The organism is Pararhodonellum marinum (assembly GCF_015354735.1).
Lineage (GTDB): Bacteria > Bacteroidota > Bacteroidia > Cytophagales > Cyclobacteriaceae > Pararhodonellum > Pararhodonellum marinum.
The window spans coordinates 707,668-725,253 of record NZ_JACEFJ010000001.1 but is presented as its reverse complement, the minus strand read 5'-3'; the positions used below and the strand labels follow the sequence as shown (position 1 = coordinate 725,253).

Annotated in this window: 16 protein-coding genes; all 16 read left to right on the top strand. The window is 38.2% G+C overall.

The annotated features are described in order from the left end of the window. The first annotated feature begins 1 nt into the window (after nucleotide 1). The 16 genes from H1A14_RS03050 to H1A14_RS02975 all read left to right on the top strand — a co-directional run bounded on the left by H1A14_RS03050 (nucleotide 2) and on the right by H1A14_RS02975 (nucleotide 17,534). Entirely contained in the window at nucleotides 2–1,801 is a 1,800-nt protein-coding gene (locus H1A14_RS03050; protein WP_194774714.1) for an HAD-IIIC family phosphatase, read from the top strand. A gap of 195 nt (nucleotides 1,802–1,996) precedes the next feature. Continuing rightward, nucleotides 1,997–2,662: a polysaccharide biosynthesis/export family protein gene (locus tag H1A14_RS03045; RefSeq protein WP_228527519.1), complete on the top strand. Its 666-nt coding sequence runs from the start codon at nucleotides 1,997–1,999 to the stop codon at nucleotides 2,660–2,662. Nucleotides 2,663–2,686: 24 nt separating this feature from the next. Continuing rightward, complete coding sequence (locus tag H1A14_RS03040; protein WP_194774712.1) at nucleotides 2,687–5,047, top strand: GumC family protein; 2,361 nt, start codon at nucleotides 2,687–2,689, stop codon at nucleotides 5,045–5,047. A 290-nt stretch (nucleotides 5,048–5,337) separates the two neighbouring features. Further along, entirely contained in the window at nucleotides 5,338–5,814 is a 477-nt protein-coding gene (pssD, locus tag H1A14_RS23385; RefSeq protein ID WP_194774711.1) for a PssD/Cps14F family polysaccharide biosynthesis glycosyltransferase, read from the top strand. Nucleotides 5,815–5,835: 21 nt separating this feature from the next. Beyond that, the gene (locus tag H1A14_RS03030) at nucleotides 5,836–6,315 is read left to right on the top strand and encodes a glycosyltransferase (RefSeq protein WP_194774710.1); all 480 of its coding nucleotides are present in this window, start codon (nucleotides 5,836–5,838) and stop codon (nucleotides 6,313–6,315) included. 24 nt (nucleotides 6,316–6,339) lie between these two features. After that, nucleotides 6,340–7,347, top strand: coding sequence for a Gfo/Idh/MocA family protein (locus H1A14_RS03025; RefSeq protein WP_194774709.1), 1,008 nt, complete (start codon nucleotides 6,340–6,342; stop codon nucleotides 7,345–7,347). Nucleotides 7,348–7,358: 11 nt separating this feature from the next. Next, complete coding sequence (locus tag H1A14_RS03020) at nucleotides 7,359–8,249, top strand: hypothetical protein (RefSeq protein ID WP_194774708.1); 891 nt, start codon at nucleotides 7,359–7,361, stop codon at nucleotides 8,247–8,249. Between the two features lie 22 nt (nucleotides 8,250–8,271). Continuing rightward, nucleotides 8,272–9,084 (top strand): glucose-1-phosphate cytidylyltransferase, encoded by an 813-nt coding sequence (gene rfbF / locus H1A14_RS03015; RefSeq protein WP_194774707.1) that lies wholly within the window; start codon nucleotides 8,272–8,274, stop codon nucleotides 9,082–9,084. Between the two features lie 3 nt (nucleotides 9,085–9,087). Beyond that, nucleotides 9,088–9,996: an NAD-dependent epimerase/dehydratase family protein gene (locus H1A14_RS03010; RefSeq protein WP_194774706.1), complete on the top strand. Its 909-nt coding sequence runs from the start codon at nucleotides 9,088–9,090 to the stop codon at nucleotides 9,994–9,996. Between the two features lie 31 nt (nucleotides 9,997–10,027). Beyond that, a complete protein-coding gene (locus H1A14_RS03005) occupies nucleotides 10,028–11,344 on the top strand; it encodes a protoporphyrinogen/coproporphyrinogen oxidase (protein WP_194774705.1) in 1,317 nt (438 codons plus the stop codon). A gap of 84 nt (nucleotides 11,345–11,428) precedes the next feature. After that, entirely contained in the window at nucleotides 11,429–12,565 is a 1,137-nt protein-coding gene (rfbG, locus tag H1A14_RS03000; protein WP_194774704.1) for a CDP-glucose 4,6-dehydratase, read from the top strand. Then, a complete protein-coding gene (rfbC, locus tag H1A14_RS02995; RefSeq protein ID WP_194774703.1) occupies nucleotides 12,562–13,104 on the top strand; it encodes a dTDP-4-dehydrorhamnose 3,5-epimerase in 543 nt (180 codons plus the stop codon). Before rfbG ends, rfbC begins: the two co-directional genes overlap by 4 nt. Nucleotides 13,105–13,209: 105 nt before the next feature. Beyond that, a complete protein-coding gene (locus H1A14_RS02990; RefSeq protein WP_194774702.1) occupies nucleotides 13,210–14,145 on the top strand; it encodes a glycosyltransferase family 2 protein in 936 nt (311 codons plus the stop codon). Between the two features lie 32 nt (nucleotides 14,146–14,177). Then, a complete protein-coding gene (locus H1A14_RS02985; protein ID WP_194774701.1) occupies nucleotides 14,178–15,404 on the top strand; it encodes a class I SAM-dependent methyltransferase in 1,227 nt (408 codons plus the stop codon). Between the two features lie 92 nt (nucleotides 15,405–15,496). After that, nucleotides 15,497–16,042, top strand: coding sequence for a dTDP-4-dehydrorhamnose 3,5-epimerase family protein (locus H1A14_RS02980; protein WP_194774700.1), 546 nt, complete (start codon nucleotides 15,497–15,499; stop codon nucleotides 16,040–16,042). Between the two features lie 85 nt (nucleotides 16,043–16,127). Next, the gene (locus H1A14_RS02975) at nucleotides 16,128–17,534 is read left to right on the top strand and encodes an oligosaccharide flippase family protein (RefSeq protein ID WP_194774699.1); all 1,407 of its coding nucleotides are present in this window, start codon (nucleotides 16,128–16,130) and stop codon (nucleotides 17,532–17,534) included. The last annotated feature ends 52 nt before the right edge of the window (nucleotides 17,535–17,586 follow it).

Below are 17,586 nucleotides of genomic sequence, written 5' to 3'. Positions count from 1 at the left end.
TATGTTTGAAAGTGAAATTTATATCAAAGCTGTAAAGGAAACTTTGCCATCTGAAATTGTTAAAAAATTCACTGATACCATGCTTTCAATTGAAAAGCGTTCGGTATTGCATTGGACTGAACACTGCACGGAATGTGCCATGCCGGCATGTTTTAAAACCTGTGACCTCTATTCACCAAGAATAGATGGCAAATGCCAAAGATTTGTTCAAGGGATAGAGTATATCCCCATTGAATCTATAGGTAAAATTAATATTCTAAAAATCTATTTTAAGCAGTGGGGTGTCTTGGAAAGTCAAGGGAACCATTTTCTTCAAGACATGGAAAAAGTCATGCGCATTGAAGAAAAAGACATAAAATTGTCTTCTTTTGTTCACCTTCCTTGGCCAAATGCGGTAAAAAAGAAACTGGCAAAAAAAAGGTATGGCGTAAAGAAAAAACAGGTAATTGAACAACAACAGCTACCTGGTCCAATGCCTGATGGATTTTTGGTTGAAATTTATAATCCTTCAGAAAAAAAGATTTTGGTCAATCTCACTCTTCGTAATGAGGATGAAAAATATAGAAAAATTCCTTTCCAATATCTATTGAAACTAGAACCAGGCTACAATAAAGAATTAATTCCATTTGATGAAATTGACAAAAGAATTAAAACTGACCTCAAATTCAGAATAAGCCTGACGCCTGATAACCTATCTCCCGATGTCCCACTCTACTTTGGGTTATTGGAATTTGTCCAGTTGAAAAACAAAGAAAACGCTTCCAATAAAAGCAAAAAAGTGAAATGTGTGGTGTGGGATTTGGACCATACCCTTTGGAAAGGTGTGCTGATGGAATCCAAGCCTGAGCATTTAATATTGAAACCTGATATCAAAACAATTATTGAAGAAATTGAGCAAAGGGGTATCATCAACTCTATAGCCAGTAAAAATTACCACGAACAAGCCATTGAGGCGCTCAAATTTTTTGACTTAGAAAGCTATTTCATTTATCCTAAAATATCTTGGGGTCCAAAATCTCAGGCCATCAAGCAAATCGCCAAAGACTTAAACATCGGTCTTGATACGCTTCTATTCATTGATGATTCACCTTTTGAAAGAAAGGAAGTTAATGAAAATCTTCCCCAGGTCAAAGTCATGGATGCCCTAGATTATTCTTTGCTACTTGAATTGGAGGAAATGAATGTTCCAGTTACTGAGGAAGCAAAATCCAGAAAAAAGATGTATCTGGAGGAATCTCAAAGAAAAAGTATTTCAGACCAATTTGATGGTGAATATTTTGATTTTTTAAAATCCTGTAACATTACCTTAGAACTTTTGGATTTTAGGACGGAATTTGAAGACCGAGTTTATGAACTCACACAGCGTACCAATCAAATGAACTTCTCGGGAAACCGATATGAAAAGGAAGATATCAAAAGAATCGCACAAGATAGAAATCTAGATGTTTACGTCCTCAAAGCAACAGATATTTTTGGCGATTATGGAATTATTGGACTTGGAATCATACAAAAAGATGAAAACAGATTGATAGACCTGATGTTCAGTTGTAGAATCCAAAGCAAGCGTGTAGAGCATGCATTTATAACTTTTTGTTTGGAAAAATATGGCAAAAACATGGATTTCTTTGTTACTTACAAGCGAACAGATAAGAATAAATTTTCTGCACAGGTATTTATGGACTTTGGATTTCTACAAGCCAGTGAAGAAAACGGCATTCAAAACCTCACTTTTCCGAAAGACAAGGAGATATTGAATGATGGAATTATCAAAATAAAAATGGATATACTTCATGAAAATTAATTATAGAGAAAATGAAAAAATTACTTTAGGATAACTTAAAGATTTTTAAATCAACCCCACTAATACCTGTACATAATGAAATATTTTCCCCTTATAGCAATATTTTGTTTGCTTGCTTCCTGTTCCAAGAGAAATTTAGTATATTTCAGTGACATTGAATCCAATTCAGATTTCTCTATACCAATCGACAATGTCATGGAGCCAAGAATCCAGGAAGATGACTTACTGAGCATTACAGTAACGAGCCTTAATCCGGAATCAAACCTATTGTTCAATGCCGGGGTGATGCAACCTTCGGGTCAGATGCAAAATACGGTGGTATCGACCCCGATCAATGAGAATTATCTGGTGGACCAAAATGGCAATGTGAATTATCCTGTGATCGGTCAGATCAATTTGAAAGGGCTGACCAAGCAGGAAGCGGTACAGAAAATGACCCAATTGGTCAGTGAGTATGTGAAAGATCCCATCATCAATATCCGCTTTATGAATTTTAAGGTAACGGTGATTGGTGAGGTAATGCAGCCAGCTACCTTTGTGGTCCCCACCGAAAAAATCACAGTTTTGGAGGCCTTGGGTTTGGCAGGGGATATGACGGCTTTTGGCCGACGGGAAAATGTGTTGGTGATTCGGGAAAAAGACGGGGTAAGAAGTGCCACAAGGCTCAATTTGAATGAAAAAGAGGTACTGTCTTCCTCCCTTTATTACTTGCAACAAAATGATGTGGTCTACGTGGAACCTTATAAAACCAAAGCCATCCAATCGGATACCAATCCAAGAACTTTTGCCCTGATTACCAGCTTAACGAGCTTAGCCGTTCTGTTGATATTCCAATTGAGATTTGTAAACCAAAACAGGTGATTTTTTAAAAAAAATTAAGAAAAAATGAAAATATCTGAATTACTGAAGGAAATGGAAGAGGAGGAATCCCAGGATTCCAAAAGTGAGGTAAACTATAAGATGATATTCTTTAAATACCTAAGCCAATGGCATTGGTTTGCCTTGGGTTTGTTAATCTGTTTGGCAAGCGCATTTGCTTATGGTTACATGACCACTCCTGAGTACTACATTTCCACTACCCTTTTGTTAAAAGATGAAAAAAAAGGAGCGGACTTCAGTTCAAACGCAGTGGTTTCTGATTTGATGGGATTCGGTTCATCATCTTCTGTGGAAAATGAAGCTGAATTTTTCAAATCCGAAAACCTGATGGTCAAGGTATTTGAGGAACTGCAATTGACGAATGCCTATTATGTTCCTAGGGGTTTTATGAGATGGCAAGAAGTGTATGGAGATGAAAGTCCTATTAAAGTTGTCGTACATAAAAGAAATGAATTCTATAATGTAGAAAACAGTAGCGTACTTATACGAATTATTGATGAGCATTCATTTGAATTGGAAACTCCTGCAGGGGAGCTAAGTCAATTCAATTTTGGACAAAAGTTGAGCAATTTTTTTGGGGTATTTTCAATTGTAAGAAATCCCCAATATCCCATTTGGACAGACGGTTCTCCTCAAGAGGTAACCGTTGTTTTCTATGACCCTGCTGGCGTGGGCAAGTGGTTCGCCAAAAAATTGAATGTAGAGATTGTCAATAAACTGGCAAGTGTCATTGAAATCTCACTTTTGGACGAGCATCCTGAAAAGGGAAAAGTCATTCTCAAAAAGCTGATTGAAGTTTATGAAAAAGAGGCCGAGGATGACAAAAACACCATCGCAAGAAACACCATTGCCTTTATTGACGAGCAATTGGTGGGGCTTACCCAAGACCTCTCTAAGGTGGAACAAGAGGCGGAAAGGTATAAACTCGATAATCAAATCACTGATGTGGGTGCAGAAGCACAGCTCTTCTTAAGCAGCACCACAAGTTCCAGACAACAACTCAGCGAATTTTCTATACAGATTGAAGTACTGGAATCCATAGAAAAATACATGACGCAGATGGGCAGTGATTATGAAATGGTGCCCAGTACGCTAAGCATTCAGGATCCTACACTTACTGGATTGATAGAAAACTTCAACCAATTGCAAAGGGAAAGGGAAAGGATGCTGCGCACCACCAACCCCAACAATCCCATTGTCATCAATTTGAACCAACAACTGACCAGCTTAAGGGCCAGCATTCTGGAAAACCTAAGGAACATCAAGGATGGTTTGGTCATTTCCAGAAACAGCCTGCAGGCTACTTCCAATCAATTTCAAAGCAGGGCCTCCAAGGTGCCTACTATCGAAAGGGAATTGTTGGACTTGACCAGACAACAAGGCATCAAGCAAGAGCATTATCTTTTCCTCACCCAAAAAAGAGAAGAGGCGCAATTGACCCTTGCGGCAACACCTGGAGGCAAATCAAAAATCATTGATCCCCCTACCCCTAGCGACAGACCGGTTAAACCCAATAAAAAACTAATTTATGCCTTTGGCCTTTTGATGGGACTAGCCGTGCCGTTTGGTTTCATTTATGTCAAAGACCTGTGGCAAGAAAAGATTCAGTTTAAATCAGATGTGGAAAAACTGACTTCCACTAAAATTTTGGGAGAGATTTCCCGCAACAAAAAGTATGAAGGGGTGGTGGCCATCTCTCCCAAAAAACGCAGCCTGATTGCCGAACAGTTTCGCTTTATCCGAAGCAATATGGTGTTTATGACCTACAAGCGGCCCAATCAGGTCATTATGGTCACCTCCGGTATCAGCGGAGAAGGGAAAACCTTCTTCAGCATCAACTTTGCCATCAGTTTGGGCTTAGCCAATAAAAAAGTGGTGTTGTTGGAGTTTGACCTTAGAAAACCCGCCATGTTGTCCGCTTTGGAGATGGAACCCCGATTGGGATTGTCAGAATACCTGAATGATACAGATGGAAAGTACTCTCTGGATGACATCATCATGGATTCCCCCATGTCGGAAAATGTAAAAATCATAGGCTGCGGAGAACTTCCGGAAAATCCCGCAGAATTGATGATGGGTGAAAAGTTGGTAGAAATGATTGATTCATTGAAAGGAAAATTTGACCACATCATCATTGATACCGCGCCCATAGGTTTGGTATCCGATGCCTTTATCATGTCAAATTTTGCAGATGTCACGGTATGCATGGTACGCTACAACCATTCTACCAAAGCCCAAGTCAAGACCATAGAAGATGTTAGGAAACACAAAAAATTCCAACACCTGATGATTGTGCTCAATGATGCTGCCTTGGAGATGACCTATGGTTATGGAGCTAAATATGGGGCATCCTATTATCAAAATTAACCTTTATTTGAACAAGCAACATTTTGAGTTTAAATAGCAATGAGGGTTTGGATCTGTAAATTTTTTAAAAATATTACATGTGTGTAAGCAATGATGCCCGTAAAATGGTAATTCAATATAATTCTAGACACAAAACTGAAATGTCCCTTACATTCCTGCCAGACGACAAGACTTCCGACTTTGGATTTCCGACCCTTTTGAAGAAGAACATTGGATTAGTGGCAAAGAAGCGCATAATCACAAAATACCTATCTTTTTTTTCTTAAAAAAGATTATTTTCAATTATTGTCATGAAAAAGAAGAGCGTAATATTTGTTTGTTCTGATGGAGGGCATTTGGCCCAAACACTTGAATTAAAAGAGCTTTTTGAGAGGTATAATTATTTACTGGTTACAGAAGATACACCAGCTACCCATCCCCTTTCCAATACCTATAAGGTCAGGTTTTTAAAACCGAGACCAGATGGAAAAAAGAGAACTTTCGCATTTTACAGATCAATCCTTTCCAATTTTATAAGATCTTTCAAAATAATTTTGGAACACAAACCTCATGTCATCATTACGACAGGAAGTCATACTGCGGTTCCACTGTGCATTTTGGGAAAATTGTTTGGAATAAAAATAGTTTGGATTTTGTCTTTTGCGAGGATCAATTCTAAAGCAGCCTCTGCTAATTTAATTTACCCTATTGCCAATGAGTTTATAGTTCAATGGCCTCAAATGAAATCGCATTATAAAAAAGCTACTTATTTGGGCTCAATTTATTGAAGTCCCTGACCTAAAATCTATATGATATTAGTTTTATTGGGTACTTTCCCCCTACCATTTCCGAGGCCTCTTAGAATAATTGAGAAATTGATTAAGGAAGGGTTTATCAAAGAAGACGTAATTGTTCAAAATGGACACACTACTTTTGATTCCCAGTATATGACACTAATTCCTTTTCTAACCTTGGATGAATTAATGGATTTGTACCAAAAAGCAGATTTGATTATCTCTCAAGCGGGCACAGGTTCTATCGTAAAAGGGCTTAAATTGAAGAAAAAGATTATTTCCATTGCAAGGCTTGAAAAGTACGGCGAGGTAATTGACAACCATCAATTGGAATTGGTAAAAGAATTTGGGAATTTAAATTACCTTATTCCATGGTATGAGCATGATGAACTCCAAGATTTAATCATTAAGTCAAGGACCTTTGAGCCGGTTCCTTTTCCAAGTAATAAAGGAGAAATTATCAATTACCTGTCAAACTACATAGATAATTTATAAAATTTAATTTGACCTTTTAAAGTTATGATTTCAACTGCTATTATTGGGCTCGGCAAAATGGGCATCTCCCATTGTGCCATTTTGGGAGCCCATCCGCAAATTCAATTGAATGCCGTCTGCGATGCATCTGCGTTGATCAGAGAAGCTTTTAAAAAATACAGCACTTACACGGTGTTTTCCGATTATCAGAAAATGATTCAAAACACGGACCTACAGGCTGTAGTGATTGCCTCTCCTACCAAATACCACTTTGAGATGGTGAATTTTGCCCTTGACCATGGTTTGCATGTGTTTTGTGAAAAACCCTTTTCGTTAAAAAGTGAAGATAGTATTTACCTTGCCAAAAAAGCCAAAGAAAAACAGTTGGTGAACCAAGTGGGTTACCACAACCGCTTTTTGGGGACCTTTATGTATCTTAAGCAACTTTTAGAACTGCAGGTATTGGGAGAACTTTACCATTTTCAAGGGGAATCCTACGGCCCTGTGGTCTTAAAAGAAAAAGGAAGTACCTGGAGATCTGAGAAAGGTCAGGGGGGTGGTTGCCTGTATGACTATGCCTCACATACCATTGATTTGATCCATTTTGTTTTGTCAGCACCCGTAAAGGTACAGGGAACCCTCCTGAAGAGCATTTATTCCAAAGGAGTAGAAGATGCTGTATATTCAAATCTGACCCTTGAGAACGGTCTAACTGGCACCTTGTCAGTAAATTGGAGCGATGAAACCCATCGGAAAATGAATACCCAGATTACGGTACAGGGGAAAAAAGGAAAAATTGTGGCGGATGCCACAGAAATAAAAATCTACCTCAAAGAAGCCAATCCTTTGATGGGCCTTGAAAAAGGTTGGAGTGTACAATACATTACTGACCTGACCGAAAAGGTGGATTTTTACCTGAGAGGAGAAGAATATTCAGCCCAAATCGATCATTTTGTAAATTGCATTACACAAAAAGCGCTTTCTAACAGAAGTCCATTTGAAAGTGCAGCAAAAACAGACCAAGTCATACAATTGCTTTTAGCAGATCATTAAAAAAACCAATCATGGAAAGAGTTTTATTTGGGGACAATCAGTTTTTTGGGGTCAACCACAGTTCCGATGAAAAGGCAAGGGCCCAAGCCATCCGTTTCAAAGACAACAAGGCCATTGTTCAGGTGCTTGATACCGCCATTGACGCAGGCATACACACTTTTATGTGTACCACCCATGACCGCATTGGAGAAATCTGTAACCACATCAGGCAACACCCTGTAAAGTACCAGGATTTTAAAATATTCCCTTGCATGCCCTATGCCCATAAATATGCCAACGCGGTGACAGAATTGGGCATCATGGGTTCCCTGCAACATTTTATACCGGGAAATGTCTTTAATACCTTTGCCAAAGGAGGACTTGCCTTGGCCAAAAAAGACATGGTGGCCCTGATGGAAATTTTGGTGGATGCTGAAATGAAAATGTTCAAAGGCATTCAAACCCCTGTCATCTGGCTGCAAAATGTGATAACCGACCTACTCTTGGGATTGGGTATGACCGATTTTCTGGTGGGATTTCACCGTTACGTCAAGGAAAAATACCATGCTGAGGCAGGCTTTATTACCATGAACCTACCCCTTCTATTGGATACTTTAGAAAGTAAAGGGATTGAAAATCCTACTGTCTGTGCGTCCATCAATAAAATTGGATTTAGAATGTCGGGTGGAAAATCAGTGTATGAGACTGTAATTGGCCAAAAAAGATGTAAATTAGTAGCCATGCAAGTATTTGCTGCCGGCGCGATTCCTCCAAAAGAGGCGCTGGAATATGTCTGTCATCTGGAAGGTGTAACTTCTATACTTTTTGGAGCTTCCTCAAAGGCAAATATTCAACAATCGAAATCTCTTATAGATTCCTACTCAAACGAATTCATCAACAAATCATTTTTATATAAAAATTAATTTTAATCTAAAATCAAAAATCATGAAAGCGGTAATTTTAGCGGGAGGATATGGCACCCGAATCAGCGAAGAAAGTGTGATTCGGCCTAAGCCAATGGTGGAAATTGGGGGTAAGCCCATTCTTTGGCATATCATGAAAATCTACTCCTACCACGGCATCAACGATTTTGTGATCTGCTGTGGATACAAAGGGTATATCATCAAAGAATACTTTTCCAATTATTTTTTACACATGTCAGATGTAACCTTCGATCTGAAAAACAATTCTATGGAAGTTCATCGAAAAAATTCTGAACCCTGGAAAGTAACCTTAGTGGACACTGGTGAAAATACGATGACCGGAGGTAGAATCAAACGGGTCGCTGAACATGTTCAGGATGAAACGTTTTGCCTGACCTATGGAGACGGTGTTGGAGATATCAATATCAGACAATCCATAGATTTCCACAACCAACAAGAGGCCTTGCTTACTTTGACTGCTGTGCAGCAGCCTGGAAGATTTGGGTCCTTCTCTTTGGCTCCAGAAGAATCAAAAATCAATAGCTTTAAGGAGAAGCCCACTGGTGATGGCAATGGCAATGCATGGATCAATGGAGGATTCTTTGTAGTGGACCCCAAAGCCCTCAATTACATAACCGGCGATGACACCACATGGGAAAAGGAACCATTGGAATTGCTGGCAAAAACCGGACAGCTCGCTGCTTACAAACACCGGGGTTTCTGGCAACCCATGGATACGCTCCGTGACAAAAATTTCCTTGAAGACTTATGGAGTTCAAAAAAAGCACCTTGGAAAGTTTGGGAGAGACAGGATTATTATGAGTTAAGTAGATAAACCATGCCAAAGGTATTGATCACTGGAGGCGGTGGATTTATCGGAAAAAATGTAATCCCCTATCTCCAAAGTATGAATGCAGAGCTGTTCTTTTTAGGGCAAAAGCCTTATAAGGAATATGATTTGCCCAATGCCAGGTACATTCCCTGTAACTTAATGGATGAAGTTCAGGTTTCAAAGGCTTTAGGTGAAATCCAGGGCTCCCATTTGGTTCATTTGGCATGGTCTGTAACCCCAAGTAGTTATAATTTACCTGAAAATTTGGAATGGGTCCAAGCCAGCATGCATTTGCTGGAAACCTTTCACAAAAACGGAGGCAAAAGGATATTGATGGCAGGATCCTGCTATGAGTATGAATGGGGTAACAGCTATTGCCATGAAGATAAAACCTCATTGGGCGGAGCAACCCTTTACGGCAGATCGAAAAATATCCTATGGCAGTATGCCAAAGACTATTGCCAAACGCATGGAATGGAATTGGCTTGGGCCAGGTTGTTTTTCCTTTACGGACCCCATGAAAAAGAAGTCAGATTGATCCCTCACGTAATCACCTCCTTATTGAAAGGCCAAACGGCCACCATCCGAAACGGGGAGGTGTATAGGGATTATCAAAATGCCAAAGAAGCCGGGAATTATTTATCAAAACTTGTATTTCATGAATTTACCGGCCCAATCAATGTTTGCACAGGAATCCCTACCAAATTGGCTGTTTTGGGCAAAATGGCTGCCGAAATCATCGGCTATCCGGAATTGTTGAAAATAGAAAGTCCAACCGAGGTGCCGGACAGAGTGTTGTTTGGCGACCCTGAAAAATTAAATCAGGTTCTGGGAAAAAATTCAAAAGAAAATTTAAAAGCAGGGTTGGAAGAAACCATAGAATGGTGGAAATTTCACCTGAAACAAAATGTATAGAACTCTTTAATTGTATTAAAAAACTAAAAAAATGAGTGAGATTGTAGTGTTAGGTGCGGGAATGGCCGGATATGGTGCAGCCCATAAATTGAAGTCGGCAGGGGTTGATCTGTCACTTTATGAAAAGAAAAACCACATTGGAGGACACTGTGCTTCTTATGTATTTGATGATCAGTGGGTATTTGATGATGGACCCCATATTTCATTTTCCAAAATCGAGCATGTCAAAAAAATATTTGCGGAAAATATCGACCACGATTACTTTGAATTCGAAGCCAATGTTGACAATTACTGGAAAGGCAAGTGGATCAAGCATCCCGCCCAAGTCAATTTGAAGGAATTGCCAGCTGCATTGAATACCCAAATCATGATGGAGATGATTGCAGCCCATCAGGAAAAAGATCCAGTCATCAACAATTATCAGGACTGGCTTTATGCCTCCTATGGCAAAACTTTTTCCGAAAATTTTCCCATGAAATACACCAGAAAATTTCACACTACGGATGCCATCAACCTGAGCACAGACTGGTTGGGTCCCAGGTTATACAAGCCGCAACTTTCAGAGGTGATTTATGGCATGCTTTCACAAAAAACAGAAGATGTACATTACATCAAGGCCTTCCGATACCCCAACAAAGGCGGCTTTGTTTCCTTGATGAACGGTATCCATGATGTGGCTGATATCCAATTTGAGCATGATGTAGTAAGTATCAATTTGCAAAAGAAAGAACTTACCTTTCAAAACAACAAAAAAGTAGATTATAAATATTGTTTTTCTTCTTTGCCGCTGAAAAAAATAATCAGCTTAATTGAGGATGCCCCACAGGAAATAAGGGAAGCTGCAGACAAATTGGCCTATACCCAGTGTGTATTGGTTAATATAGGGGTCAATCGAAGCAACTTGAGTCCTGCGCATTGGCGATATGTGTATGACGAAGACTTTTATACCACAAGAATCAGTTTTCCAAGCATGTTCGGTCCCGGCAATACCCCTCCTGGGGCGGGTAGCATTCAGGTTGAAATTTATTTTTCCGACAAATACAAACCTTTGGACAGGAAGCCTGAAGACTTTATCCCAATTGTAAAAGACGAATTGATCCATATGGGCATTTTAAATCCACTTGATAAAATTCTGATTGAAAAAGCTTGGGTTTCTCCTTTTGCCCAGATCATCTATGACCATGACAGAAAAGAGAACGTGGAACTTTTACATGCCTTCTTAAAAGAAAATGATATCTTTTTTGGAGGAAGATTTGCCGATTGGTCCTATTGTTGGTCTGATGAATCATTTCTGAGGGGTGAAGAAGCCGCAGAAGAAATCCTGAGCAAACTGGCGGTTACCATTTGATGATGCTTTTTATGGATAGATGCGCTTTGTATTTAAAATGGCATTATCTGAAATTTTCTTTTTCTAATATGTAATACAATTTCTATGTCAACATCTAGCAATTCCTTTTCAATTTTTGAAGGTAAAAAAGTTTTGGTAACCGGCCATACAGGATTTAAAGGTTCTTGGTTATCCCAATGGCTGATTCAAAAAGGTGCGGAACTTTCCGGTATTTCCAAAGATATTCCGACCCAACCTGCCCTTTTTGAATCTTTGAATCTTGACCAGCATATGGAACATATGATACTGGATATCAGGGATTTGGAGAACCTAAGAGAGACCATTAAAAGAATTAAACCGGACTTTATTTTCCATTTAGCTGCCCAACCCATCGTTTCAGTCTCTTATGACGATCCCCTTGGCACATTTAGTTCCAATGCCATGGGAACGGCTCATATTTTAGAATCCGTTCGAAGTTTGGACCATAAGTGCGTCTTGGTCATGATCACTTCTGACAAATGCTATGAAAATGTGGAATGGGTCTGGGGATACAAAGAAACCGACATGTTGGGAGGAAAAGACATTTACAGCGGTTCAAAAGCGGCAGCTGAAATCATCATCCACTCCTATTATCATTCATTTATCAAAAAAATGCCCAATATCCGATTGGCCTCTGTGAGGGCTGGAAACGTAATCGGTGGAGGAGATTGGGCGCTTAATCGCATTGTTCCAGATTGTATGCGCTCTTGGAGCAAAAAAGAGAAAGTGCTGATCAGGAGCCCACATGCCACAAGGCCTTGGCAGCACGTATTGGAGCCCCTGAGTGGTTACCTGAACATTGCGATGGATTTGTGGCAAAGAGATAAGTTCAACGGAGAAAGTTATAATTTTGGACCTCCTTCTGAAAATAGCATTACCGTTTTGGAACTGCTTTCAAAATTAAGTGTCAGGTGGGGTTATGATGATCCGGAAGCCGCTTTTAACATAGAAGGACCCTCCAAATTTCACGAAGCCGGTCTTTTAAAACTGAACTGTGACAAGGCACTTTTTGACCTCAATTGGCTACCTACCCTGAATCTGGAGGAACTCATCAATTTCACAGGTGATTGGTATTACATGTTTGACCAAAGCCCTGAGGATACGCAGTCCTTTACAGAACAACAAATAAGGGAATATGAACACAAAGCAGAACTTAAATCCATACCCTGGTCCATGTTAGACAAAAGTAAATCCCTGATATGATATTCCATAAAACGAAGATATCTGATTTGTTTACCATAGAGCTGGATAAGAAAGAAGATGATAGAGGTTTTTTTGCAAGAATCTTTTGTGAGGAAATTTTTGCCAATCATAACATTGACTTCAAAGTTGTGCAGTCCAACATGTCTTTCAGCAAGAAAAAAGGTACCATGCGGGGACTGCATTATCAAAAATCCCCTTATGAAGAGGCAAAGCTGGTCAAATGCATTCACGGTTCCATATTTGATGTAGTGATCGACCTTAGACCAGAATCACCGACTTATCTTCAATGGGTGGGAACAGAATTAACCGAACATAACCATAAGTTACTCTATATCCCTCCACTTTGTGCCCATGGTTTCTTGACCCTTGCACCCAACTCCAAGGTTACTTATATGGTAAGTGCGCCTTATGCACCAAACCATGAAGGAGCTATCAGGTACAATGACCCACTATTCAATATTAATTGGCCCACAGAAATCGAAAGTATCACTGAAAGAGATCAGAAAATCCCTGATTTTATTACTGTAAATAAAAAATAGTGACAAAAAGGATCCTATGGGAGCTTTTCTTAATAAATAATTTAAACCACCAATTTTTTTAGATTTGATACAGTAGAAAATTAAATCTAAACCCCTACACAAGTCATGAAATTTACTATAGGATTACCCATCACTAAAACCAAATATCTAAAAGATTCTTTGGATAGCATAGCAGCTCAAACAAATTCGGATTACGAACTGATTATCCGAAATAATGCGAAGACTGCTGAATTGAAAGCTGAAGTAAAAGAAATATGCAAAGAATGGTTGGAGAAACCTCATGTTAATTACCAGGAAAGTGATGAACAGCTCACCATTTCGGAAAACTTCAATAAAATCGTTGCCTCTGCAAAAGGAAAGTATTTCACTATTCTAAGTGATGATGACCTCCTTCATCCGGATTTTCTTAAGAAATTTGATGAATTGATATCAAAGTATCCGACCACGGATGTATTTCATTGTCGTGTTAAGCGAATATTGGAGGATGGCAGCCTCTATAACTTCTCGGAGAATGCACCGGAATGGGAAACCCAAATGGATCTAATATACCACCGCATTACAGGTAAAAGATCCATCATTCTATCCGATTTTGTAGTAAAGACGGATGCACTAAAAGCCAATGGAGGCTTCCCCTCAGAAACAAGCGGTTGGGGAATAGACGAAATCACTTGGTGTCGATTGGCTGAAAATGGTGTGGCATTTACTCAAGAAGTTCTATTGATTTATAGAAGGTTTCAAGGAAACCACAGTTTCAATCCACAAACCCTAAAAAATCGGTTCAATGACATTGAATTCATTGATAGAGAAATCAAAAAAATGATAATTAAGGGTTCGGCTAAAAAAGACGCCTTGTATCCCAGAGAATACCTCATGAACCTTCACATAAAAAGGATACAGAAGCAAAAGGACATGGTTTTGGAACATTTTGCCTATAACCACAACTATTTTAAGGTAGTATCTTTCTATTTAAGTAACAAAAAGGAAATTTCATTTCAGGGAGTGGTAAAAGCATTTGGTGCAAAAATTAAGAAAACCCAATAAAAATCAGGTTGAAGCTAATAAGGAATTAAGCCATGAACTGTAGAAACTGCAACAAGATTATTGAAAGATCATTTGTAGATCTGGGACATGCCCCTCCTTCCAATTCATACCTCAAAATAGAAGATTTAGCAAAACCTGAAAAGACATTTCCACTTAGGGTTATGGTATGTGAGCATTGTTGGATGGTGCAGACTGAGGACAATGAAAGCCGGGAAGAATTGTTCCATGCTGACTATGCCTATTTTTCTTCCACCTCAAGCGGTTGGTTAAAGCACGCCGAATGCTATGTCGACATGATTATGGAGAGACTCAAACTGGGTCCCTCGAGCTTGGTGATTGAGGTGGCTTCAAATGACGGGTATTTATTGAAAAATTTCGTGACCAAAAATATCCCATGTCTTGGAATTGAACCAACTTTGGAAACAGCAGAAGCCTCCAAAAAATATGGCATACCTGTAATTTCGGAATTTTTTGGTAATGCATTGGCAAAATCAATTTTGACAAAGTACAGAAAAGCCGATTTGATCGTGGGGAACAATGTCTATGCACATGTCCCTGATATCCATGATTTCACACAGGGAATGAAAACTGTTTTAAATGCTTCTGGAACAATTACCCTGGAATTTCCCCATTTCTATAATTTATTGAAGTTCAAGCAATTTGACACCATCTATCACGAACATTTTTCTTATTTGACGCTATCAGTAGTCTCTGATATCTTCCATGCCCATGGTTTGAAAATTTTTGATGTGGAAGAATTAAGCACCCACGGTGGAAGTTTAAGGGTTTATGGATGTCATGAAGAGGACCCAAGACCTATTTCATTAAATGTAGATCACATCTATGAAAAAGAGTTTGCATATGGGCTGCAATCCAACTTGGCATACGATGAATTCCAATCATCCGTCGATAAAATAAAAAATGATTTATTACTATTTTTAATAAAGGAAAAACAAAAAGGAAAATCCATTGCAGCCTATGGAGCAGCTGCAAAAGGCAACACTTTGTTGAATTATGCCGGACTAAAAACTGATTTGATTTCCTTTGTTTACGATGCAGCACCTTCAAAGCAGGGGAAACTCATGCCGGGAAGTCACATACCCATCTTACCTCCCACATTGATCCAAGAGCATCGGCCAGATTGGGTTTTGATTCTCCCTTGGAATATCGCAGAGGAGATTCAAACTCAATACTCGGGAATAAAAAATTGGGGAGGCAAATTTTTTGCAGCCATTCCGGAAATTAGGATTTTTGATTAACATTATTCGTTCGTTTGTTTACAAAAAAATAAATTTTATTTATTTTAATAAGTATTTGAAACCTAGAAATAAATGGGTAAATTTCTACTATTATGGAAGTAGAAAACACCCCGATTTTGGATCTGAAAATTATTCACTTGACTTCATTTCACGATTTAAGAGGAGTATCTGTGAAATATTTTTCTCATGATTTCTTTTTGGAAAATGATTTGGAGACCAATTTTAAAGAACTCACCTACTCCTTATCGAAAAAAAATGTTATCAGGGGCATGCATTTTCAAATGCCCCCCCACGAACAAATAAAATTGATCTCTTTAAGCCATGGTGAAATTGTAGATGTGATCTTGGATTACAGATTACATTCTCCATCATATGGTAAATTCTTTTCCATTCATTTAACAGATGCCCTACCTAAGGTAGTTTATGTTCCCAAGGGATGTGCGCATGGATTTTTGTCGTTAAAAAACAATACCATAGTCAATATTCAGCTATCCGAAACCTATATGCCAGATGCACAAGGTGGCATATTATATAATTCATTTGGAATGGATTGGAAAGTAATTAACCCAAATATTTCCAAAAAAGATTTGACTTATCGGTCTTTATACAAATTGAATGAGCCTTTACTAGATAATTAAATGTATTAATTAATAATTTTATAGATAAATTCAGTTTTATTCCGGGTGAACTAATGACTCCTTATTTTATTTAACAAAACTTGTTTTGATAAAAAAAATTATTCAAACCAAGGTTTTTAGAAATTTTTCCTATTTGACCATCGGAAGCATCATTTCCCAATTGCTGATGCTGGTTACTGTTTTAAAGATTACCAATGCATTTTCCACAGAGCAGTATGGTCTTTACTCCTTTATCATTGCTCAGGGCATGTTGGTATATACCCTTAGTGACCTTGGAGTTAAGGCCGTTACCATACGAGGCATTGCCAGAAACCCTTTACACACTAATGATTATGTGGTAAATGGTGCCAAAATAAGGCTGATTGCCTTATTTGCAGTTGTGCTTCTCTATTTAGTATACAATAATTTTTTGGGACAACTGAGTTTACTTCAGATCCTACTTTTGACAGCCTTAGGCCTTATCCATTCCACCTTTTATCTTTTTGAATACGTTTTTTTGGGGTATCAAAAGATGCTCGTTCCCTCTTTGATTAAAATAGGTCATAGTAGCCTGTGGTTTTTGATTGTTGTAATTTTGCCCAAGGAATATTTTACAGTTGAACTACTTTTGGTTTTATTTATTATAAGTAACCTGATTCAATCGGTCATTTTATTAGTTGTTTTAAAAAAAGATGGATTACTTCAAGGAAAAACCCTTAATTTTTTCAGTTCCTCTAAAGCGTTGCTTTCCGAAAGTTGGCCTTACATTGCTTTGATGTTGCTCACCCTACCCTATTCCTATTTTTCCAATAACCTGCTTGATATCAATTCCAATCGTGATGAGATTGCTTATTTTAATTTGGCCAAAAAACTGATGGGACCTGTACAGATCATCATCACTTTTTCCATTACAGCTATCTTCCCCAATATTTCGGCTATGTTTGAACAAAATTATGCAAAATTTAAAGGTCTGATTTCTGATGGAACTTATTTGTTTATTCTACTGATTGCCCTTTTTTCGTTCCTTTTTACCATGTTTTCCAAAGAAGCGGTAGAACTGCTTTTTGAAGAAAAGTATTATCCAGCTATTTTAGTTATCCAATTGCAGGTTTGGTTTGTGTTTTTTAATGGAATCAACCACCTTATTGCTACTATTCTTGGCGCAGCTAATTTGGAGAAATATATTTTCAAATTGGCAGTGGTCAATTTTGTGGTTTCGGTCCCCATGCTGTACTATGGCAGTAAATTTGGTGCCATGGGTATTTCTTATGCATATGTACTATCCTTTGCCCTTTATGAAATTTACCTGTGGATTCAATTTAAAAATTTAGTAAATATCAAAATCAAAAATGACATTTTGGTATGGATTCTTGCTTTAATCATGTTTTTTATTTCTTACTTTATTAGTCAAGAATTAAATCTTTTCGTCAAAAGTCTAATTTCGATTTTTATGGTTGGGATTCTTTATTTTCTATTTTTTAAAAAATCAACATTCAATTTTTTAAAAAGATGAAAAACATCAAGTTATATATAATTTTATTCGTGCTGACTTTAGTTTCTCTTAA